Origin of the sequence: Methyloversatilis sp. (assembly GCF_030696805.1) — a bacterium.
Classification (GTDB): domain Bacteria; phylum Pseudomonadota; class Gammaproteobacteria; order Burkholderiales; family Rhodocyclaceae; genus Methyloversatilis.
Window position 1 is genome coordinate 14,220 of sequence record NZ_JAUYRO010000042.1, and the last position, 22,081, is coordinate 36,300.

The 22,081-nt window shown below is 65.2% G+C and carries 20 protein-coding genes; 6 read left to right on the plus strand and 14 right to left on the minus strand.

The window, feature by feature from the left end; genetic code table 11:
- Positions 1 to 10 precede the first annotated feature (10 nt).
- Positions 11 to 2,296 carry a nitric-oxide reductase large subunit gene (locus Q8R75_RS07475; protein ID WP_305611535.1) on the minus strand — a complete coding sequence of 762 codons (2,286 nt, stop codon included), beginning with the start codon at positions 2,294 to 2,296 and terminating at the stop codon, positions 11 to 13.
- Complete coding sequence (gene ytfE / locus Q8R75_RS07480) at positions 2,289 to 2,981, minus strand: iron-sulfur cluster repair protein YtfE (protein ID WP_305611537.1); 693 nt, start codon at positions 2,979 to 2,981, stop codon at positions 2,289 to 2,291. The genes Q8R75_RS07475 and ytfE overlap by 8 nt, the downstream gene beginning before the upstream one ends.
- A 156-nt stretch (positions 2,982 to 3,137) precedes the next feature.
- On the opposite strand from ytfE, the gene norR reads away from it, so the two are divergent.
- From norR to Q8R75_RS07495, 3 genes are all read left to right on the plus strand, one after another.
- Positions 3,138 to 4,664: a nitric oxide reductase transcriptional regulator NorR gene (gene norR / locus Q8R75_RS07485; RefSeq protein WP_305611574.1), complete on the plus strand. Its 1,527-nt coding sequence runs from the start codon at positions 3,138 to 3,140 to the stop codon at positions 4,662 to 4,664.
- Between the two features lie 175 nt (positions 4,665 to 4,839).
- Complete coding sequence (locus Q8R75_RS07490) at positions 4,840 to 8,217, plus strand: transglutaminase family protein (RefSeq protein WP_305611538.1); 3,378 nt, start codon at positions 4,840 to 4,842, stop codon at positions 8,215 to 8,217.
- A 326-nt stretch (positions 8,218 to 8,543) separates the two neighbouring features.
- Complete coding sequence (locus Q8R75_RS07495) at positions 8,544 to 8,921, plus strand: YbaN family protein (protein WP_305611539.1); 378 nt, start codon at positions 8,544 to 8,546, stop codon at positions 8,919 to 8,921.
- Positions 8,922 to 8,925: 4 nt separating this feature from the next.
- Here the strand turns inward: Q8R75_RS07495 and Q8R75_RS07500 are convergent, their stop codons facing one another.
- The 6 genes from Q8R75_RS07500 to Q8R75_RS07525 all read right to left on the minus strand — a co-directional run bounded on the left by Q8R75_RS07500 (position 8,926) and on the right by Q8R75_RS07525 (position 13,799).
- Complete coding sequence (locus Q8R75_RS07500) at positions 8,926 to 10,020, minus strand: alkene reductase (protein WP_305611540.1); 1,095 nt, start codon at positions 10,018 to 10,020, stop codon at positions 8,926 to 8,928.
- 223 nt (positions 10,021 to 10,243) lie between these two features.
- Complete coding sequence (locus tag Q8R75_RS07505) at positions 10,244 to 10,585, minus strand: DUF3253 domain-containing protein (protein WP_305611541.1); 342 nt, start codon at positions 10,583 to 10,585, stop codon at positions 10,244 to 10,246.
- The gene (locus tag Q8R75_RS07510; RefSeq protein ID WP_305663629.1) at positions 10,549 to 11,382 is read right to left on the minus strand and encodes a sulfurtransferase; all 834 of its coding nucleotides are present in this window, start codon (positions 11,380 to 11,382) and stop codon (positions 10,549 to 10,551) included. Before Q8R75_RS07510 ends, Q8R75_RS07505 begins: the two co-directional genes overlap by 37 nt.
- Positions 11,383 to 11,387: 5 nt before the next feature.
- Positions 11,388 to 11,738 carry an STAS/SEC14 domain-containing protein gene (locus tag Q8R75_RS07515; RefSeq protein ID WP_305611543.1) on the minus strand — a complete coding sequence of 117 codons (351 nt, stop codon included), beginning with the start codon at positions 11,736 to 11,738 and terminating at the stop codon, positions 11,388 to 11,390.
- 19 nt (positions 11,739 to 11,757) lie between these two features.
- Positions 11,758 to 12,606, minus strand: coding sequence for a DMT family transporter (locus Q8R75_RS07520; protein WP_305611544.1), 849 nt, complete (start codon positions 12,604 to 12,606; stop codon positions 11,758 to 11,760).
- Positions 12,607 to 12,695: 89 nt separating this feature from the next.
- Positions 12,696 to 13,799: an aromatic ring-hydroxylating dioxygenase subunit alpha gene (locus Q8R75_RS07525; RefSeq protein ID WP_305663630.1), complete on the minus strand. Its 1,104-nt coding sequence runs from the start codon at positions 13,797 to 13,799 to the stop codon at positions 12,696 to 12,698.
- A 194-nt stretch (positions 13,800 to 13,993) separates the two neighbouring features.
- Here Q8R75_RS07525 and xseB point away from each other — a divergent pair, with 194 nt between their 5' ends.
- From xseB to dxs, 3 genes are read left to right on the plus strand one after another with little or no spacing between them, the layout of a single operon-like run.
- Positions 13,994 to 14,248 carry an exodeoxyribonuclease VII small subunit gene (gene xseB, locus Q8R75_RS07530; protein WP_305611547.1) on the plus strand — a complete coding sequence of 85 codons (255 nt, stop codon included), beginning with the start codon at positions 13,994 to 13,996 and terminating at the stop codon, positions 14,246 to 14,248.
- Positions 14,241 to 15,137 (plus strand): polyprenyl synthetase family protein, encoded by an 897-nt coding sequence (locus Q8R75_RS07535; RefSeq protein WP_305611549.1) that lies wholly within the window; start codon positions 14,241 to 14,243, stop codon positions 15,135 to 15,137. Before xseB ends, Q8R75_RS07535 begins: the two co-directional genes overlap by 8 nt.
- A 2-nt stretch (positions 15,138 to 15,139) precedes the next feature.
- Positions 15,140 to 17,029: a 1-deoxy-D-xylulose-5-phosphate synthase gene (dxs, locus tag Q8R75_RS07540; protein WP_305611551.1), complete on the plus strand. Its 1,890-nt coding sequence runs from the start codon at positions 15,140 to 15,142 to the stop codon at positions 17,027 to 17,029.
- Positions 17,030 to 17,122: 93 nt separating this feature from the next.
- Here dxs and rplS read toward each other — a convergent pair whose 3' ends face one another.
- From rplS to Q8R75_RS07570, 6 genes are all read right to left on the minus strand, one after another.
- Complete coding sequence (rplS, locus tag Q8R75_RS07545) at positions 17,123 to 17,506, minus strand: 50S ribosomal protein L19 (RefSeq protein ID WP_069039488.1); 384 nt, start codon at positions 17,504 to 17,506, stop codon at positions 17,123 to 17,125.
- A gap of 124 nt (positions 17,507 to 17,630) precedes the next feature.
- Positions 17,631 to 18,350 carry a tRNA (guanosine(37)-N1)-methyltransferase TrmD gene (gene trmD, locus Q8R75_RS07550; protein WP_305611555.1) on the minus strand — a complete coding sequence of 240 codons (720 nt, stop codon included), beginning with the start codon at positions 18,348 to 18,350 and terminating at the stop codon, positions 17,631 to 17,633.
- Positions 18,344 to 18,877, minus strand: a complete 534-nt coding sequence (rimM, locus tag Q8R75_RS07555) for a ribosome maturation factor RimM (RefSeq protein WP_305611557.1) — start codon at positions 18,875 to 18,877, stop codon at positions 18,344 to 18,346. The genes trmD and rimM overlap by 7 nt, the downstream gene beginning before the upstream one ends.
- Before the next feature lie 8 nt (positions 18,878 to 18,885).
- On the minus strand, positions 18,886 to 19,122 hold the full coding sequence (rpsP, locus tag Q8R75_RS07560) for a 30S ribosomal protein S16 (protein ID WP_069039486.1): 237 nt from the start codon (positions 19,120 to 19,122) through the stop codon (positions 18,886 to 18,888).
- 88 nt (positions 19,123 to 19,210) lie between these two features.
- Entirely contained in the window at positions 19,211 to 21,136 is a 1,926-nt protein-coding gene (locus Q8R75_RS07565; protein WP_305611559.1) for an ATP-binding protein, read from the minus strand.
- Positions 21,133 to 22,053: an ABC transporter substrate binding protein gene (locus tag Q8R75_RS07570; protein ID WP_305611560.1), complete on the minus strand. Its 921-nt coding sequence runs from the start codon at positions 22,051 to 22,053 to the stop codon at positions 21,133 to 21,135. Before Q8R75_RS07570 ends, Q8R75_RS07565 begins: the two co-directional genes overlap by 4 nt.
- Positions 22,054 to 22,081: the final 28 nt, after the last annotated feature.

Below are 22,081 nucleotides of genomic sequence, written 5' to 3' on the forward strand. Positions count from 1 at the left end.
TGCGCTCAGTTCATCGACGGGCCCCTGCCAGCGCATTGACCGGCTCCGGCGCACGGCCGGCGCGGCCGAACACGCCCGACACCACCTGCCAGGCCACCGCCAGCGCGCCAATGATGAACACCACGTCGCCGAAGGTGCGCACCCATCGCAGCGTTTCCAGCAGCGGCTGCTGCATGAAAGCCTCGCTGCGTGCGTACCACAGGCCCTCGCTGACACTGGCGTGGAACTGGATCAGGCCGATCGGCAGCAGGCTGGTCGCGATCATCAACACCAGCCCCGCGTTGAGCCCCCAGAAGCCGGTCTTCATCAGCCGCTCGCCGAAGGAGAGCTGCGGCCGCAGGTAGCGCAACACCAACAGCGTGAAGCCGAGCGCGAGGAAGCCATAGACACCGAACAGCGCGGCATGTGCATGCACCGGCGTCGTGTTCAGGCCCTGCACGTAGTACAGCGAGATCGGGGGGTTGATCATGAAGCCGAACACGCCGGCGCCGAGCATGTTCCAGAAGGCGACTGCGACGAAACACATCAGCGGCCACTTTAGCTTGGCCATCCACGCGGCGCGGTCCTTCAGCCTCCAGTTCTCCCATGCTTCGTGGCCGAGCACGACCAGCGGTACCACTTCGAGCGCGCTGAACGAGGCGCCGACCGCCATTACCGGCGTGGTGGTGCCGGCGAAGTACAGGTGGTGGAAGGTGCCCGGCACGCCGCCCAGCATGAACAGCGACGCCGACGCCAGACTGGCCGCGGTCGCCATGCGGGCGGACACCAGGCCGAGCGTGGAAAAGATGAACGCCAGTGCAGTGGTCGCGAACACTTCGAAGAAGCCTTCGACCCACAGATGCACGACCCACCAGCGCCAGTACTCCATCACCGACAGGTGGGTACGCTCGCCATAGAAGAAACCGGCGCCGTAGAACAGGCCGATCGCCACCACCGAGGCAGTGAGAAGAGCGAGCAGGTTCTTGTCGCCACCGGGCGTACGCAGCGCCGGCACGATGCCGCGCAGCATGAGCACCAGCCACAGCGCCACGCCGACGAACTTGCCGATCTGCCACAGGCGGCCGAGGTCCACGTATTCGTAGCCCTGGTGGCCGAGCCAGAAATTGAGTTCCGGCGGCATGATCTGCGCGATGGCCAGGTAGTTGCCGACGAAGGAGCCGACGACCACCACGACCAGTGCCCAGAACAGCACGTCCACACCCAGCTTCTGGAATTTCGGATCGCGCCCGCCGTGGATCAATGGCGCAAGGAAAAGCCCGGCGGCCAGAAAGCCGGTGGCGATCCAGAACAGCGCGCTCTGGATGTGCCAGGTGCGCACCAGCGAATACGGGAACCACTGCGATACATCGATCCCGTAGAAGGTCTGGCCCTCGACCGTGTAGTGCGCGGTGAAGCCACCCATCATGACCTGGAACACGAACAGCGCCACCACCAGGACGAGGTACTTGCCGAGCGCGCGCTGAGACGGCGTCGGCGCCACGCGCGACAGCGGATCCTGCGCCGGCGCAGCCGGGTCGCTTTCGTCCTGCCGGCGCAGGAAGGACCAGCCCCAGATGAGGAAGCCGACGCCGGCCATCATGACCACCACGCTGACGATGGACCACACGACGTTCTCCGCCGTCGGAACATTGCCGATCAGCGGTTCGTGCGGCCAGTTATTGGTGTAGGTGGCGCTGGTGCCCGGCCGCTCGGTCGCGGCCACCCAGGCGGTCCAGAAGAAGAAGCCGGCCAGCTGTGCGCGCCGCTGCGGGTCGGGCAGCGTGTTGTCCTTCATCGCATAGCTTTCGCGCGAGCCCTGCAGCGCCGGCGCGTCGCCGAACAGCTCGACGTAGTAGTCGGCAGTGCGTTCGATCGCCCGGGCGCGCAGCGTGGACACGGTGGCCACGCCGGTCGCCTCGTCAAAGGTATTGCGCCGGTACTCGCGCTTCAGGCGTGCCTCAAGCAGCGCCTGCGCATCGGCATCCAGTTCCGCGTACGGCTTGCCATGCGCGTCCTGCGCGGCGAGATCGAGCCAGGCCAGCAGTTCGCGGTGCAGCCAGTCGGCCGTCCAGTCCGGTGCCTGGTAGGCGCCGTGCCCCCAGATCGAGCCAAGCTGCATGCCGCCGACCGACTGCCAGGCGGTCTGGCCGTCGAGGATGCCGTCATGCGTGTACAGCACACGGCCGTCTTCGCTGACGATCTGCTGCGGAATCGGCGGCGCGTTGCGATACACCTCGACGCCGTAGTAACCGAGCAGCGAGAAGGTGACGATGAGCACGCCGATCAGCGTGAACCACAGCTTCCGGTAATTACCCATGAGTGGTCTCCGCTTCGGCCGGTGCCGCATTCAGCCCTTCGAACAAAATGTTGTTCTCCAGGTGGATGTGCTCCATCAGGTCTTCGCGCAGCGCCGCCAGACCGGTGTAGAGCGCGCGCCAGGTGTTGCAGGCACCGCGCGGCAGCGTGATGTCGTCGGTCAGCGCTTCCAGCCGTTGCAGCGCTTCACCGTGCTGGTCGTGTTCGTTGCGCAGCACCGTGACCGGCCCCTGCACCGCGGCAGCATGGCCGCGGGCGAGCATCGGGAACAGCACCTGTTCTTCCTTCTGCATATGGCTTTCCAGTTCGTGCTGCATCACCGTCAGGTGATCGGCCAACCCGCTCGGGCAGTCCGGCCGGTCTCCATGCACCTGCTCGACCCGGCGAGCCAGACGGACCAATTCCGGCAGCTGTTCGCGGTGGCGATCGTGGAAGCGGACCAGGATGTGTTCGATCAGCGCGGCCGCCGGCACCGTGCGCCAGTCGCGCGCCTCGCGCGTGGCCTGCGACAGCAGCACGCCCAGACGTTCAACGATGGGCTGTACGTCGATGCCCCGCTCGGCCGCGGCGTCCTGCAGGCTGTGCTTGCCGCCGCAGCAGAAATCCAGCTTGTGTTCGTGGAACACCTGTGTGGCACCCGGGATGCTGCGCGCCAGCGCGCCGAGGGATTGGTCGATCAGGTTCATGGCGAAGACCTCGTGGGGGAAAGAAGACAACACGTCTTCGCAAGGTCCGGGCCAACCCTTTGCGACAAATAAAATCAATGACCTGAGTAAATTGAGGTATTTTTGACCGTCACATTGAAGGGTTTTTTTCACCACAACCGGGTCTTAACTACCATGATGGAGCCGCTGCTGCTGGCCGACCTGGTGTCGGAACTGCCGCCCGCCGTGCGCCTGCAGCGCCTGGTATCCAGCCTGCGCACCCACTTCGGCTGTGGCGCGGTCGCACTGCTGAAGCTGGAGGAGGACAGCCTGCGCCCGCTGGCGGTCGACGGTCTGGTGCGCGAAACGCTGGGGCGGCGCTTCGTCGTCGCCCAGCATCCGCGGCTGGCAACCATCCTGTCCCGGCGCGACATCACCGCCTTCGACCACGACAGCGCGCTGCCCGACCCCTATGACGGCCTGCTCGACACCCGCGTCGGCGAACCGCTGCCGGTGCACGACTGCATGGGCACCAGCCTGCAGGTCGAAGGCCAGACCTGGGGTGCCCTGACGCTGGACGCGCTGCAGACTGGCACATTCACCGACGCGGCACGCGACGACCTGCGCCGCCTTACCTTGCTGGTCGAAGCCGCCGTGCGCGTGACCCGACTCGAGCAGGACCTGCACGCGCTGCGCCTGTCGCGTGGCGGCGAAACGGCCGACCCTCAAGGTGCCAGCGCGGACGACGCCGAAATCGTCGGGCATAGCGAGGTGATACAACGCCTGCTGCACGAAATGAAGGTGGTGGCCGATTCGGAACTGTCGGTGCTGCTGCTCGGCGAAACAGGCGTCGGCAAGGAATTGTTTGCCCGCCACCTGCACCGTCATTCGCGTCGTGCCGCGCAGCCGCTGATACATGTCAATTGCGCCGCGCTGCCCGAATCGCTGACCGAAAGCGAACTGTTCGGCCACGTGAAAGGGGCGTTCTCCGGCGCCACGGCCGACCGCCCTGGCCGCTTCGAAGCGGCCGATGGCGGCACGCTGTTTCTCGACGAGGTCGGCGAACTGCCGCTGACCGTGCAGGCCAAGCTGCTGCGCGCACTGCAGAACGGCGAAATCCAGCGCCTGGGCGCCGACCAGCCGCGACGCGTGGACGTGCGCGTCATCGCCGCCACCAACCGCACCCTGCGCGACAGCGTGCGCGACGGCGCCTTCCGTGCCGACCTCTATCACCGGTTGTCGGTGTATCCGGTGCCGATACCGCCATTGCGCGAGCGCGGCAGTGACGTACTGCTGCTGGCCGGGCGCTTTCTCGAGCTGAACCGTGCCCGCCTGGGCCTGCGCAGCCTGCGCCTGTCGCCGGAGGCGGAGGATGCGCTGTGCCGCTACCCCTGGCCAGGCAATGTGCGCGAACTCGAACACGTGATCAGCCGTGCCGCGCTGAAAGCGGTGAGCCGGGGCGCCGCGCGCACCGACATCGTGTCGCTGCCGGCCGAACTGCTCGATCTCGATGGCCTGACCACCCCTGCTGCAACGCCGCCGACCTGCGACACGACGTCCGGCGCCATACTGCCGTCCATGCGTGAAGCCATCGATGCCACACAGCGCCGGCTGGTCCGCGCCGCGCTCGATGCCTGTGCCGGCAACTGGGCCGACGCGGCGCGCCGACTGGATGTCGACGCGAGCAATCTGCACAAGCTGGCGCGCCGCCTTGGACTCAAATGACGGCGACGCCGGCCGCGTACGGAAATGTCATGCACCTGTGCGGTGCGCACGCCCCTTACTGTGCAGGAGTCGTCGACATGCTGAAACCATTGGTATTGAAAATCATGAACTTGAGTCGCGCACGCTAATTGCTTGAGCGCATCAACCCCTTCACTGCCCGCAACCGGAGTATTCCGTGTCCATCCATGTCGCACTGAACCACGTCACCCACTACCGCTACGATCGTCCGGTGCTGCTGAGCCCGCAGGTGGTGCGTCTGCGCCCGGCGCCGCACACGCGTACGCCCATCCTGTCGTATTCGCTGCGCGTCACGCCGGCCGAGCACTTCGTAAACTGGCAGCAGGACCCGCAATCCAACTATCTGGCGCGCCTGGTTTTTCCGGAGCGCACGCGCGAGTTGCGCATCGAAGTCGATCTGATTGCCGAAATGTCGGTCATCAATCCGTTCGACTTCTTCCTCGAGCCGGCGGCCGAGAAGATTCCGTTCGGCTACAACGAAGAGCAGACGCGCGAACTGTTTCCCTATCTGGTCACGCTGCCGCTGACCCGTTCCAACGCGCCGAAATTCACCCGCTGGGTCGATGACGCACGCGCGCTGTTCGGCAGCAACGGCAAGGCCAGCGTCGACTATCTGGTGGCGCTGATCCAGCAGATGCAGGGCGACATCCGCTACTTGATCCGCATGGAGCCGGGCGTGCAGACGCCGGAAGAAACCTTGCAGAAGGGCAGCGGCTCGTGCCGCGACACGACCTGGCTGCTGGTGCAGGTGCTGCGCCATCTGGGGCTGGCGGCGCGTTTCGTGTCCGGCTATCTGATACAGCTCACCGCCGACGTGAAGTCGCTCGACGGCCCGAGCGGCCCGGAGAAGGATTTCACCGACCTGCACGCCTGGTGCGAGGTGTATCTGCCGGGCGCCGGCTGGGTGGGACTCGATGCGACGTCCGGCCTGTTCGCCGGCGAGGGCCACATTCCGCTCGCCTGCTCGCCCGACCCGTCGTCGGCAGCGCCGATCAGCGGCCTGACCGAAAAGTGCGAAACCGAATTCGAGCACCACATGAAGGTCGAGCGCGTGTGGGAAGCACCGCGCGTGACCAAGCCCTACACCGACGACGCCTGGTCGCGCATCGAAAAGCTGGGCCATCGCATCGACACCGATCTGGTGCAGAACGATGTGCGGCTGACGATGGGCGGGGAGCCGACCTTCGTGTCGGTGGACGACCGCGACGGCCCCGAGTGGAACACCACGGCCGATTCGCCGCCGGACAAGCCGGTCAAGCGCCTGCTGGGCGCCGAGTTGCTGGCGAAGCTCAAGGCGCGCTATGCGCCGGGCGGCCTGCTGCATTACGGCCAGGGCAAGTGGTATCCGGGCGAACAATTGCCGCGCTGGTCGCTGTCCTGCTTCTGGCGGCGAGACGGCGAGCCGATCTGGACCGATCCTGGCCTGATTGCCGACGAAGCGGTCGATTACGCGCTTGATCCGGAACATTGCGCGACCTTCCTGAAGGCGCTGTCGAAACGCCTTGAAGTGGACGGCAGGTATGTGTTTCCGGCCTTCGAAGACGTCTGGTACTACCTGTGGCGCGAACGCAAGTTGCCGGTGAACGTCGATCCGTTCGATTCACGGCTCGAAGACCCGCTGGAGCGCGATTGCATTCGTCGTCTGTTCCATGACGGGCTGGACAGCGAGGTCGGCCACATCCTGCCGCTGGCGCGCACGCCGGCGGGCGACGCGTGGCAGAGCGGACGATGGTTCCTGCGCGACGACCGCTGCTTCCTGATTCCGGGTGATTCGCCGATGGGTTACCGGTTGCCGCTCGATTCCCAGCCCTGGGTGTCGGCCGCCGAATATCCGTGGGTGCATGCACCTGACCCGGTACAGCGACAGGTGCCGCTGCGGCCGCAGATCGACATTGCCGTACGCATGCAGCAGCCGGAAGACGACGACGCAGCCGGCATCGACTTCGCCACCGCCGCTCCGGCTGCAGCCCGCGCGCCGGCCACCGACAGAAAGCCGGAGTCGCTGGAATCTGCCGGCTGGATCACCCGCACCGCGCTGTGCGCGCAGGTGCGCCACGGCGTGATGTATCTGTTCATGCCGCCGCTGCCGACGCTGGATGATTACCTCGAACTGGTCACCGCGGTCGAACTGACCGCTGCCGCCTGCGGCCACCCGGTGGTGCTCGAAGGTTACGAGCCGCCGCGCGATCCGCGCGTCGAGGTGCTGCGCATCACGCCCGACCCGGGCGTGCTGGAAGTGAATATCCAGCCGTACCACTCGTGGGACGACATGGTGGCCGGCACCACCTTCCTGTACGAGGCGGCCCATGAAACCCGCCTCGGCACCGAAAAGTTCATGATCGACGGCCGCCACAGCGGTACCGGCGGCGGCAATCACTTCGTGCTGGGCGGCGCCACGGTGGCCGATTCGCCCTTCCTTCGCCGGCCCGATCTGCTGCGCAGCATGATCAGTTACTGGCACAACCATCCGGCGCTGTCGTATCTGTTTTCCGGCCTGTTCATCGGCCCGACCAGTCAGGCGCCGCGCATGGACGAGGCACGCAACGATTCAGTGTACGAGATGGAAATCGCGTTCGCCGAAATCGAGCGCCGTTCGCGCGACACGGGCTACACGCCGCCCTGGCTGATCGACCGCATCCTGCGCAACCTTTTGGTCGATGCCACCGGCAACACGCATCGCGCCGAATTCTGCATCGACAAGCTGTATTCGCCGGATGGCGCGACCGGCCGGCTCGGCCTGCTGGAAATGCGCGGCTTCGAAATGCCACCGCATGCCCGCATGAGCCTGACTCAGCAACTGCTGCTGCGCGCGCTGATTGCCCGCTTCTGGCAGCAGCCGTATGCCCCGCCGAAGCTCAAGCGCTGGGGCACCGAACTGCACGATCGGTTCATGCTGCCGTACTTCGTGTGGGAGGACATGCGCGACGTGGTCGATGACCTGCGTGCCTTCGGCTATCCGATGGAGCTCGAGTGGTTTGCGCCGCACTTCGAGTTCCGCTTCCCGCGTATGGGCCAGTTCTCTGCCCGCAACGTACTGGTGGAACTGCGCAGTGCGCTCGAACCCTGGCATGTGCTGGGTGAGGAAGGCGGGGCCGGCGGCACGGTGCGCTACGTCGATTCATCGGTCGAGCGCCTGCAGGTGAAGGTGCAGGGCCTGGTCGACGACCGGCATGTGCTGGCCGTCAATGGTCGGCGCGTGCCGCTGTCGCCGACCGGTCGGGTCGGCGAGTACGTCGCCGGCGTGCGCTATCGTGCCTGGCAACCGGCGACCTGCCTGCACCCGACCATTCCGCCGCACGCCCCGCTGGTGTTCGATCTCGTGGATGACTGGATGAAGCGCTCGATGGGCGGCTGCCAATATCACGTCGCGCACGCCGGCGGTCGCAATCACGAAAGCTTCCCGGTGAATTCCTACGAGGCCGAAGGACGCCGGCTGGCGCGCTTCTTTGCCATGGGGCACACGCCGGGTCACGTATCCGCCCCGCCGGAAGACCGCAACCCGAATTTCCCGTTCACGCTCGACCTGCGACGGTAAGCAGGCCACCCACGACCGCGCCCAGCTGTTTCTTGCAGGTTCGGCAGTGGGCGCAACAGCGGTCGGGCGCTGCAGCTGTTGGGGCTGTGGCTGTGGGAGCTGCGATCCACTGCCGGCCCGCAGAGCCGGCCGGCCATGCCGGGCCGGCAGTGGATCGCCGCTCCCACAGGGGCCTCTCCTCAGAGGCCTCTCCCACAGGGGGCCGCATCCACAGGAGTCCGCTCGCAGGGGCTGCTCTCACACGTACCGGCCGACACGCGCCGGGCTGCGGCACAATGCTGCTTTGAAATCCTGCCCGGCCCCTTTTGATCCACTGGACCCGACAATTGCTGTGGCGGCTGCTGGCAGGAGTGGCTGTTCTGCTGGGCGTGATCGGCGCAGTGCTGCCGGTGCTGCCGACGGTGCCTTTCCTGCTGCTGGCAGCCTGGGCAGCCAGCCGGGGCTGGCCGGAGCTGGAAGCCAAGCTGCTGGCGCACTCGACTTATGGCCCCTACATCACGAACTGGCGCGAACAGGGCGCCATTCCGCGGCGCGCCAAGTGGCTGGCCAGCGCGATGATGCTGTTCAGCGCCACCACGCTGTGGTTCAGCCCGGTGCCGGTGTGGGTGCGGGGCAGCGTGTATGTGCTGCTCGCAGCGGTCGCCGGCTGGATGTGGACACGCCCCGAACCGGCGGCGCGCCCGCTACCTCAAGACCCACCCTGAGCGCTCAGACTGCGCCAAGTGCCGGATAGTCGGTGTAGCCCGCTGCACCGCCGCCGTACATCAGTTCGGCGCGCAGGTCGTTGTACGGCGCGTTGTCACGCAGGCGGCGCACCAGATCCGGGTTCGAAATGAAGGGCCGGCCGAAAGCCACCGCGTCGATGGCGCCCGATGCGACGGCATCCATCGCCATCGTGCGGTCGTAGCCGTTGTTCGCGATCCAGCCACCGTTGAAATGCGCGCGCAGCGCAGCGTAGTCGATCGGCGGCTTGACGCTGGCAGGCGCGCGTTCGCCACCGGTTTCGCCCTCGATCATGTGCACGAAAGCGATGCCCAGGGCAGACAGCCGGTCGAGCACATGGCTGTGCAGCACCTGCGGATTGCTGTCGAGCGGCGTGTCGCAGAACGTCGTGGCCGGCGACAGGCGCACGCCGGTCCGACCGGCGCCGATTTCGGCCACCACCGCTTCCATGATTTCCAGCAGCAAACGGGCGCGGTTTTCGATCGAACCACCGTACGGGCCGCTGCGGTCATTCACGCTGTCGCGCAGGAACTGCTCCAGCAGATAGCTGTTGGCCGAATGCACTTCGACGCCGTCAAAGCCGGCGTCGATGGCGTTGCGTGCAGCGCGGCGGTAGTCGTCGATCAGGCCGGGCAATTCATCGTCGCGCAACGCGCGCGGTGCCGACACATCGACGAAGCCGTCGCGGGTGAAGCACTGCGCATCCGGACGGCGTGAGGTCGACGACACCGGCGACGCGCCGCCAGGCAGCAGCGAGGAGTGCGAAATGCGGCCGACGTGCCAAAGTTGCAGAATGATGCGGCCGCCAGCCGCATGCACCGCATCGGTCACCTTGCGCCAGCCGGCGACCTGTTCGGCCGAATGGATGCCCGGCGTGTCGAGATAGCCCTGCCCCATCGGATTGACCTGCGTCGCCTCGGCGATGATCAGACCGGCGCTGGCGCGCTGCGTGTAGTACTCGACGGTCAGCGGTCCCGGCACCTGACGGGGCAGCGCTCGGTTGCGCGTCAGCGGCGCCATGACGACGCGGTTGTTCAGTGCAATGTCGCCCAGATTCAGCGGGTCGAAAAGTGTGGTCATGCATTACTCCCATATATGAAATGGCTTCGCCGCGGCCGCACGCCGGTCCGACCGCGACGGCGCACGGGTAGAGCGAACGCGCAAAAATCAGTTCCAGTTCAGCGATCCGCACGAGCACATCATGCCCGTGTGCCTCCGATGGCGTCAGTTCGATATCGACCAGACAATCAACGCCGTCGACCGGCAGATCTTGCAGAAGGCGACCGCTTTCCCGACCACCCTTTCACGGCCAACAAATCGCTCCGTTGGAGCCGGCGGAGCGCTCAGGCGCCTGCGCCAAACGGATCGGGCCGCGCCAGTCGGCGTTCGGGTCGCGCTTTTCGCCCCCCTGTGTGATGACAACCAGACCGTCACGTGCCAGCTGGCGCGCCACCTCTTGCACGCGCGGCATCAGTGCGCGCCAGTCAGTGACCAGTGCGCGCGCGACTTCCGACGGGCAGATCGACCGCCCGGCGCCTCGTACGGCGACCTGCGCAAGCAGTTCGCGCGCAATCATCGCGTTGTCGCCAACAGGGTCGGTGGCGCCGTTCAGCGCGCCACCGGTCGTGCCGGATCGCTGCACCATTCGCTCCACGAACCCGGATACAGGCGCGCGCCGGACAGGCCAGCGAGTTCGAGCGCGAGCAGGTTATGGCAGGCCGTGACGCCACTGCCGCACTGCATGACCAGGGTTGCCGGATCCCGTCCATTGGCGATGGCACACCACTCGGCGCGCAGGACGTCGGCCGGCTTGAAGCGGCCATCGTCGGTCAGATTCAGTTTGAAGAAGCGGTTGACCGCACCCGGTATGTGGCCGCCGACCGGATCCAGCGTTTCGTTCTCGCCGCGGAAACGGTCCGGCGCACGCGCATCGACCACCAGCAGCGCGGCGCTGTCGAGATTGGCCATCAAGGCGTCGGCATCCAGCGTGGTTTCGACCGCGCCTACCGGATAGCGCGTGGCCGGGCGGCTGCGTACGGTCTGGTCAAGCGCGCCGCCCGCGGCGCGCCAAGCGGCGAGGCCGCCATCGAGTACCGCGGCGTCGGCATGACCGACCCAGCGCAACATCCACCACAGACGGGCGGCGAACATGCCGCCAGCGTCATCGTAGGCGACCACGGTGTGCTGCGGTGTGATGCCGCAGCGACCGAGCAACGCGGTGAAGGCGGCCGGCGATGGCAGCGGGTGACGGCCGTTGCTGCCGGTTTTCACCGACGACAGGTCGCGATCGAGGTGCATGAACAGCGCCCCGGGAATATGGCTCTCAGCCCACGCGGCTTCGCCGGCGTCAGGTCGTGCCAGATCGTGCCGGCAGTCGATCATGACCAGAGCGTCGTCGCCGAGGCGACCTGCGAGTGCCTCGGCGCTGATCAGCGGACCCACGGCGCTCACACCGTTTCGGCGAGCCAGGCGCGCGCGCTGGCCTCGTCGTCGAACACGGTCACGTCGGCATCGACGAACACCTGCGACAGCCAGGCCGTCCAGATCATCCAGGGACTGCCGGCCAGCACCGCGATGCGCCCGAAGTCGTGGCTGTGCTCGCGGGCGAAGCGCAGTTCCTCGAGCGCCATGTCGAGCGTGAAATCGGTCATCTGGCGCAGGTCGATCAGCAGATTGACCACCCCTTCGAATTTGATGCGGTAATTCACCAGGTTTTCGAACTCGCGGTAATCCGCCAGCGTGAACTCGCCGAAGGCGGACACCGTCACCAGATTGCCATCGGACTCGGTTGCGATCATTTGAAATCTCCTTGAAAAACTAGGTCTTCACCGGCGGCGGCCTGAGCAGCGCAAGCAGGCCGCTGGCAACAATGAGCAACATGCCCAGCCAGACTACTGCAGACGGCACTTCCTGCCATAGCAGGATGCCGTAAAGCGTCGAAAAAGCGACCGTCGTGTACGCCAGGCTGGCCGACACCAGTGTGCGCCCACCCTTGTAGGCGGCAGTCATGCACAGTTGAGCGGCCGTGCCGAACACGCCGACGCCGCCCAGCAGCGCCCAGGTCCGTGCCGAATGGAAGTGAAACCCGCCGTCGGCGAGCGCCCACAGCGCACCCAGTACTGTCGAACAGGCAGAAAAGTAGAGCACGATGCGCCACTCCGGTTCGCCCAGGCGCCCCAGGTCGCGCACGCTCAGATAGGCAACGGTGGCGATCAGCCCCGACCCGAGTCCGAACAGCCCGCCAACCCACTGTTCGCTGCCCAGCGTAGGTTGCAGCACCAGCACGACACCGGCGAAACCGATGGCCAGTGCCAGCATCAGCGGTCGCGACAACTCGCCCGACGCAGTGAAGCCCAGCCAGGCGGCCATGAACAGCGGCGATGTGTAGTTGAGCGTGACCGCGGTCGGAAGCGGCAGCAGCGAAATGGCCTCGAAGTACAGGATGAGCGACACCGCACCCGACACGCCACGCTTCAGATGCAATCCGGCGTGCGGTGTGGCGAAGTCAGCGCCGCGCAAGCGCATCACCACGGCGACCAGCAACAGCGCAATGAAGCCGCGGTAAAAGGCGATTTCAGATGCCGGAAGTGCATCGCTTGCCAGCTTCACGCACACGCCCATCGACGCGAACAAAAGGCTGGCAAGCACCATCCACAGCGACTGCATCGCAGGGCCGTCAGTGACGCAAGGCAACAGGGCAGCACGGTGCCCCGTCCTGCCGAAGGCGCCGACCAAGGCTCACGGGTATCCAGCCTTCACAGATAGTCTGCCATTTCGCGGCGATACCACGCGTGGAAGTGCTGCATGCCATCTTCCATCGGCGACTGGTAGGGCCCGGTTTCCGAGCGGCCCTGCTTCATCAGCGCACGCCTGCCGGCATCCATGCGTTCGCCGATCTCGTCGTCCTCGCGCGCGGTTTCCATGTAGGCCGCACGCTCGGCTTCGATGAATTCGCGCTCGAACAGCACGATCTCCTCCGGATAGTAGAACTCGACCATGTTGAGCGTGCTGTCCGGGCCCTGCGGGTACAGCGTGCTGACCACCAGCACGTGCGGATACCACTCGACCATGATGTTCGGGTAGTAGGTAAGCCATATCGCGCCGTGCGGCGGGAGTTCGCCCTGGTAGTAGTCGAGCACCGCGCGGTGCCAGCGTTCATAGGTCGGCGTGCCGGGCCGCGCCAGCCGGTTATTCACGCCAACCCGCTGCACCGAGTAGTCGCGCGCGAACTGCCAGCTCAGATCATCACAAGTGACGAACTTGCCCAGCCCGGGGTGGAAGGGCTCGACGTGATAGTCCTCAAGATAGACCTCGATGAAGGTTTTCCAGTTGTAGTTGCACTGGTGCATCTCTACGTGATCGAGCCGGTAACCGGAAAAGTCGAAATCCGGTGCCACCTGCATGCCGGCCAGATCAGCCGCGATGTCGCGCTGGCCCGAAAACAGCAGCCCCTTCCAGTTCTGCAGCGGCTGGCGCTTCAGGTTCAGGCAGGGCGTATTCGGGAAATGCGGTGCACCCAGCAGTTCGCCGCGCGTGTCGTAGGTCCAGCGATGGACCGGGCAGACGATGTTGGACGCGTTGCCGCGCCCCTTCATCATGAGCGCCTGGCGATGGCGGCAAACGTTGGACAGCAGTTCAATGCCGGACGCATTGCGTACCAGCATGAGCGCATCGGCTGCCCAGCCAAGGGTCTGATAATCGCCTGCGTCGGGCACCATCAGCTCATGCCCCACATAGCCCGGTCCGTTGTCGAACAGCACGCGTTTTTCGAGTTCGAACAGCGATGAATCGACGTACCAGGACACCGGAAACTGAGTGTGCGCCGGTTCCAGACGGGTAATGGACTGCAGATCGGACATTCCCCAACCCCCGAAGTCAAAGTTGGAAAACCGCGCGCCGGCCTGCGCGGAACACACGGCACAAGAAATACTGTGCACGGATGTGCAGGGACCGGGTGCGCGTGACAAAGCCGGTGAGTATAACCAGATGCAGGTTTGACCGCCCGGGGTGGATCAGCTATTTTTCGCGGTCCAGCCAGCTGCCCGTACCCAGCATGACCCGAAAATCAGAAGCGGCGTCAGAGCCCGCCAGCTTCGAGACCGCCATCGAAGAACTTGAATCCATCGTGCGTGCGATGGAAGACGGCAAGCTGCCGCTCGACAGCGCGCTGGAGCGCTACCAGCGGGGCGTCGATCTGGTGCGCCACTGCCAGTCTGCGCTGAACGCGGCCGAACAGACGGTGCAGATACTCGAAGACGGGTTGCTGCGCGACTTTCCGGCCGATGCCAGCGCGCGTGGCGATGACTGACGGCGGACCGGGTTTTCGCGACTGGGTGGGCGCGGTGCAGCAGCGCACCGAAAGCGCGCTCGACCGCTTCCTGCCGCCCGAAACCATCGCCCCGGCCCGATTGCACGAAGCCATGCGCTATGCCGCGCTGGGCGGCGGCAAGCGGGTGCGTCCGCTGCTCTGTCACGCAGCCGGCGCCCTGTCCGGCGCCGCGCCGGAAGCGCTCGACGCCGCCGCCTGTGCGCTTGAACTGATCCACGTCTATTCCCTCGTGCATGACGACATGCCGTGCATGGACGACGATGTGCTTCGCCGCGGCAAGCCCACGGTGCATGTGCAGTACGACGATGCAACGGCGCTGCTGGTCGGCGACAGCCTGCAGTCGCTCGCCTTTCTGCTGCTCTCCGAACACTGCGCGGTCGCCCCGGCCACGCGTGTCGCGCTCATCACTCAACTCGCGGTCGCGTCGGGCTCGCGCGGCATGGCCGGCGGTCAGGCGATCGATCTGGCATCGGTCGGCCTGGAACTGGACGTCGAAGCGCTGGAATTCATGCATATCCACAAAACCGGCGCGCTGATACGCTGTGCGGTGAAACTCGGTGCTGCCTGTGGCGAACTGGACGCCGCCGGCACGGCGAAGCTGGACCATTACGCAGCGCGCGTCGGGCTGCTGTTCCAGGTGGTGGATGACCTGCTCGACTGTGAGGCGAGCACGGCGGCGTTGGGCAAGACTGCGGGCAAGGACGCCGCGGCCAACAAGCCGACGTATGTCACCACACTGGGCATTGGCCGGGCGCGAGAACGCGCCCGCGAGCTTCACGACGAAGCGCTCGACAGCCTCACCGGTTTTGGCAACAAGGCACAGCGCCTGCGCGAACTCGCCGACTTCGTGCTGACACGGCAGAACTGAACATGGACAGATCCTTGCAAACGACAAGCGCCTACCCGCTGCTCGACACCATCAGATCTCCGGCTGACGTGCGGGCGCTCAATGCGCGCGACCTTGCGCCGCTGGCGGCCGAACTGCGCAGATTCCTGCTTGAATCGGTGTCGCGCACCGGCGGTCACCTGTCGTCCAACCTTGGAACGGTGGAACTGACGGTCGCGCTGCACCACATATACAACACGCCGCACGACCGTATCGTGTGGGATGTGGGCCATCAGACGTACGCACACAAGATACTGACCGGGCGCCGCGAACGCATGTCGACACTGCGCCAGTATCACGGCGTGAGCGGCTTTCCGCGCCGCTGCGAAAGCGAATACGACACCTTCGGCACCGCGCACTCTTCGACCTCGATCTCCGCGGCGCTCGGTATGGCGGTCGCAGCCCGAGCGCAGGGTGTGAAGCGCCATAGCATTGCGGTGATCGGTGACGGCGCGATGACGGCCGGCATGGCCTTCGAAGCGCTGAACAACGCCGGCGTGGAAGACGCGGACATCCTCGTCATCCTGAACGACAACGACATGTCGATATCGCCGCCGGTCGGCGCGCTGAACAAATACCTGACGCGCCTGCTGTCCGGCCAGACCTACAACGCTGCGCGGCGCGCGGGTGCCAAAGTGCTGGAGCTGGCGCCTTCGTTGAAGGAGTTTGCCAAACGAGCGGAAGAACATGTGAAGGGCATGATCACGCCGGGTACGCTGTTCGAGGAATTCGGTTTCCACTACTACGGCCCGATCGACGGACATGATCTCGACGCCCTGATTCCGACGCTCGAAAACCTGCGCGAACTGCCGGGACCGAAGTTCCTGCACGTGATCACGAAGAAGGGCTACGGCTACAAACTGGCGGAAGCCGACCCCATCCTGTATCACGGCGTCGGCAAATTCGACCATCTCGCAGGTATCCAGACGGCCAAGGGCGCCGGCAAGCTGACCTATACCCAGGTGTTCGGCGATTGGCTGTGCGACATGGCGGCGCTGAGCGACAAGCTGATGGCGATCACGCCGGCGATGCGCGAAGGCTCTGGCATGGTGCGCTTCGCCCAGGAGTACCCGACGCGCTACTTCGATGTCGGCATCGCAGAACAGCACGCGCTGACCTTCGCGGCAGGCATCGCATGCGAAGGCATGAAGCCGGTCGTCGCCATTTACTCGACATTCCTGCAGCGCGCTTACGACCAGCTGATCCACGACGTCTGCCTGCAGAACCTCCCGGTCATGATGGCGCTCGACCGCGCCGGTCTGGTGGGTGCCGACGGTGCGACGCATCATGGTGCGTTCGACCTGTCCTACCTGATGTGCCTACCGAACATCGTCGTGATGACACCGAGCGACGAAAACGAGTGCCGGCAGATGCTGTACACCGCTTACCTGCACGAAGGTCCCAGCGCCGTGCGCTATCCGCGTGGTAGCGGCCCCGGCGTTCCTTTGCAGAGCGACATGCGCACTATGCCGATCGGCAAGGGCGAGCTGCGCCGTTCCGGCAACGGTGAAGTCGCCCTGCTCGCATTCGGCGCGATGCTCACACCGGCGCTGGCGGTGGCCGATGAGTTCGATGCCAGCGTGGCGAACATGCGCTTTGCCAAGCCGCTCGACACTGCGCTCGTACTCGGACTGGCACAGCGCCACGCAGTGCTGGTGACGCTGGAAGAGAACGCGCTGATCGGCGGCGCCGGCAGCGAGGTCGAGCGGTTGGTCAACGACGCTCGTCTCGCCTGTCGCGTGGTGCGGATCGGCCTGCCGGACCGCTTCGTCGATCACGGCGATCCGGCGCAGCTGATGGCGGAAGTCGGGCTGGATGAGGCAGGCGTGCGGGCTCAGGTTCGGGCTGCGCTGCTGCCGCTGGATGCCGGCTGACATCACCCGCAATAACAGACGTGAAAAAGGGACCTTGCGGTCCCTTTTTCACTACCGCGGCGCGGAACGCCGAAGCGCCCCGCCTGACGGATGTCAGTCTTGCTTGGCAGCCGGTGCGGCGCGGCGGACCAGCTTTTCCTTGATGCGCGCCGACTTGCCCGAACGTTCGCGCAGGTAGTACAGCTTGGCGCGACGCACGTCGCCGCGACGCTTCACCTCGACCGATGCGATCAGCGGTGAATAGGTCTGGAAGGTCCGCTCGACGCCTTCGCCACTGGAAATCTTGCGCACGATGAAATTTGAATTCAGGCCGCGATTGCGCTTTGAGATCACGACGCCTTCGTAAGCCTGGACGCGCTTGCGCTCGCCTTCGACCACATTCACATTCACGATCACCGTGTCGCCCGGTGCGAAGTCGGGAATGTTCTTGCCCAGACGGGCGATTTCTTCCTGCTCGAGTTGCTCAATCAAATTCATTGCAAAAACTCCTGGTCAGTGGCATTGCCTTGCCGCAGAGCACCTGTTCCGTGATGCGCGCATTTATTGAAGTGATCCAAACCGCGACCACCCTATCTACTTCAACAGCATTTACTTCATGCTTCTACAGCAGGTCCGGACGACGCTTGCGCGTCAGCGCCAGAGCCTGTTCGGCCCGCCAGCGCCGGATGCGGGCATGATCACCCGACAGCAGCACGTCCGGCACCGTTTCACCTTCCCACGTCTCCGGCCGCGTGTAGTGCGGACAGTCGAGCAGGCCAGCGACGAATGAATCCTCGATCGCAGAATTCGCATCATTCAATGCGCCCGGCAGCTGGCGGATGATGGCATCCATCAGCACCATCGCCGGCAATTCACCGCCGGACAACACGAAATCACCCAGCGATACTTCCAGGTCGACATGGCGGTCGATCAAGCGCTGATCCACCCCTTCATACCGGCCACACAACAAGACCAGTGCCTGCGCGCCCGCCAGCTCCATCACCCGGCGATGCGTCAGGCGCTCGCCAGCCGGTGAAAAATGCACCACTTTCACCGCTCCTGCGTGACGTGCCCGGCACGACGCAATCGACTGCGCAAGCGGTTCCGCCATCATCACCATGCCGGGACCACCGCCATACGGCCGGTCATCCACGGTACGGTGGGCGTCGGTCGCGAAATCACGTGGGTTGACGTAATTCGCCCGCCACAACTTCCGTTCCATCGCGCGTCGGGTGATGCCGCTGCGTTCGATAGCCGCAAACATTTCCGGAAACAGCGTGATCACCTCGAAGGCGACAACCGCCGCTCCGGTGACTTCAACAGAGCCATCAGGCCCTACCATTGCGCATCCCATTCGACACAAACCACGCCCGCTTCGCGATCGACATCGGTCACGACGGCCGACACGAAAGGAATCAGACGCTCTACCGGCTTGTCGTCGGACTGGGCATCGACTACAACCAGCACGTCGTCGGCACCGGTTTCCAGCAATCGATCGATGTGACCGAGCATCACGCCCGCACTGTTTACGACCGACAGACCGATCAGGTCGCCCCAGTAATATTCATCCTCTCCGGTGTCCGGAAGTTCATGGCGCGGTACGGCGACATACAGGCCGACCAGCCTTTCCGAACCGTTGCGATCGTCGCAGCCTTCGAACTTAACGACCGGACCGGTGTTCTGCAGCTTCAACTCGGCCAGCTTCAACGTGCTCCACTGCGCCGCAGGCGCATCGGCATCGGCGTGAACACGCCAGTCACGAATCACTTTCCAGGACTGGGGGTCGTCACCGAACGGGTGCAACCTCAACCAGCCCTGCACGCCAAACGGCGCCGACAGCCGCCCGAGGACGACCATGGTGCTCGTCAAGCCGGAAATCAGGCGACCTTCTTGACCAGACGGGCGACCGTCGGGCTCAGTTGCGCACCGACGCCAGTCCAGTAGGCCAGTCGTTCAGCGTTGACCGACAGGCCAGTGCCTTCCGGAGCGATCGGGTTGTAATAACCGACGCGCTCAATGAAACGGCCATCGCGACGATTGCGGGAATCGGTCGCAACGATATTGAAAAACGGGCGCTTCTTGGCACCCCCACGCGCGAGACGGATAACGACCATTACACTTCCTTCGAAACGAGGAAAACCCGCGATATTAGCGAAGAACCCACTGCGCAGCAAGACATTCACCACGTAACCTCAATCGTCATCAGGCGACCGGGTTCTGTGACTGCGCGAGAACCTGCTGGATCAACGCGCGCAACCGCGCCGGGCGCACTGGCTTGTGCAACACCGGGTAGCCACGCGCGGTCGCCATGCGCCTCACTTGCGGATCGGTGTCGCCGGTTACCAGTGCGGCGGCGATGTCACCCTTCTGCTCGGCGAGCAGCGTGTCGAGCACATCGATACCGGTCGCGACGGCTGCGAGCCGAAAATCGCACAGGACAAGTGCCGGCGCCTTGTCGCGCTGCCGGATGGCGTCGCGCGCTTCGGACAGCGTTCCGGCACACAGCACCTCGCAGCCCCAGGAGGCAAGCAGGCCGGCGATGCTGGTGCGCGATCCCGGATCGTCATCAATCACGACAACGAACAGCGAAAGTCGGTCGGGCATCACTTCCGGCACATCTTCGGGCGTCGGCCGGTTGCCACTTTCAACACGAGGGACTTCGATCGCGAACACCGACCCCAAACCGGTCCGCGAGCGAACGGTCACCTCGTGGCCAAGCAGTCCGACCAGCCGCCGCACGATGGCCAGCCCGAGCCCAAGACCCTGGCCGCGCGCGCGCGCGGGATTTTGCAGCTGGTAGAACTCCTCGAAAATCATTTCGAGCGCCTCGTCCGGGATACCCGGACCCGAGTCGCGCACCTCGATGCGCAGGTGATCGCCATGCGCTCGTACGGCAATCAACACGCCGCCCCGCTGCGTGTAGCGCACCGCATTGGACACCAGATTGATCATGATGCGTTCAAGCAGCAGCGGATCGGTCTCCGCCCATGCATCGGTCGCGCGCAGCTTCAGGCGCAGCCCTCGCTGCAATGCATCGGCCGCGAAGTCATCGACGATGCGGGACAACAGCGGCTGCAGTGCGAACTCGGAGCGACGCGCCGTCACGCCACCGGCGTCCAGCTTCGACATGTCGAGCAGCGCATCGAGAAGGTCTTCCATCGCGCCGACCGATTCCTCGATCTGCCTTATCAGGGAGCGATGTTCCGAACCGCGCAAGCGCTCGGCCAGTTCGGCAACGAACAGTCCGAGTGCATGCATCGGCTGGCGAAGGTCATGGCTGGCGGCTGCAAGGAAACGCGACTTCGCATGATTGGCGCGTTCGGCATCGTCGGTGCGGCTGCGCAGCTGGCGAGTCGCGTCGGCGATGCGTGCTTCAAGCTCGTCGCGCGCACGCGTCAGCCGTTCGGCCATGTTGTTCACGCCTTCGCCCAGTATGCGCAGCGACCCGCCTCCCGCCACCGGCACACGCTCGTCGAGATGACCGTCGCCGATGCGCCGGACGACGCGCGATACTTCCCGCACCGGTCGGGTCACCGTATGGCTGATGCGGATCGCAAAAGCGCTGGCCGCCAGCAGCACGCAGGCAATGACGATCGCGCTGGTCACGGCAAAATCGGTCTTCAGCGCATCGACCCGCTTGCGCGACACCTCGACCAGTACCCATCCGGTGGGGCGATTGTCGACGGAGTCTTCAGTCAGCCCGTCAAACATGTCCTGGTCGCCGATCACCGCACTGCGCACGATGGGCTCGATGAACAGCGTCGAAGATTCAAGCTCAACCAGTGCCAGCCCGGCCGGCCGGGCACCGGGCACATAGGCTTCGCGACTGAGCAAACCGCCTGACACCACGAGGTCTCCGTCGCGATTCGACACCATGATGCCGGTGACGTCACGTTCCCGCCGGGCGGCTTCGATCAGCGCCACCAGTGCATCGGTATTGCCGGAAAACACGCCGTAGTCGGCGGATGCCGCAACCTGACGCGCTGTGGCGTGACCGCGTTCGACCAGCGCGCTTTCGAGCGCGGCCAGGCGATCCAGCACGAGCCACGCGCCGCCGACAAGACCCGACACCAGCAGGGGTGCAAGCGCCACCAGCAGAACGCGGGATCGGATTCCCCAGTGCTTCATGGCGATTTCTCCTGCTGCACCAGTTGGTCGCGCAGGGCTTCGGCATCGGCGATCCGCAGGCCGAGCGAGCGTGCAACATGGGTATTCACCGACACCGTGAAGTGACGGGGAAAGCGCGCTTGCGGCCAGCTGCGCTCAAGTGTCCAGCCGATCATCGCGTCGGTGGCCTGGCGCGCCATCTGTTCGGGCGTCGAGTAAACAGACATGACCGCGCCGGCACGTACGTAGGCAGCGGAAAACCCGACCACCGGTATGCGCGCACGGAAGGAAGTCAGCAGCAGATTGCGCACGGTGCCGGCGTTGTGCACACGCGGATCCGGTAGTGCGAGAAACAATTGGGACTGCTCAAGAACCTGCGTGAGCGATGAGAAAAGAGACGCCTCGCCGGTAAAGGACGCAGACACCAACTGGAGCGGCGTGCCGGTCATCGCCTCGCGCAGCGGCTGCAGACGTTGTGGTGTATCGGCATCAGCCACCACGCCGATGCGCCGTACGTCGGGCAGTGCCAGACGGATCAGCGCCACCTGACGCGAAAATGGCTGATCGATATGGATGGCCGACCACCTGCGCGCATCGGCGGCAACCAGGCCCTCGTAGGCCGTCTTCGGCACCAGCGTGGACAGCACCGGCACCTTGACCTCGCTCTGCACAAGCGTGCGCAGCGCGCTCGCACCGACCGCGACCACCAGATCATGCGACTCGAGCGCTTCGGGCGAGAAATCTGCCCGCGACAGCACGGCGATCGAATAGCCTCCGCGTGCGCCGCGCTCAGCCTTCAATGCATCAGCAAACTCCGCGTAGGCGCCACCCGATTCACTGAGCAGGACCAGCACGGACGCCGCCAGCGCGGCTGGCGCACCAAGCAGGAGAAAGGCGCACAGCACCGCGCCAGCCGCCCGGGAGAACCGGGAGCGCACGGACCACCGGGCGGGTGTAGGTGCCGAC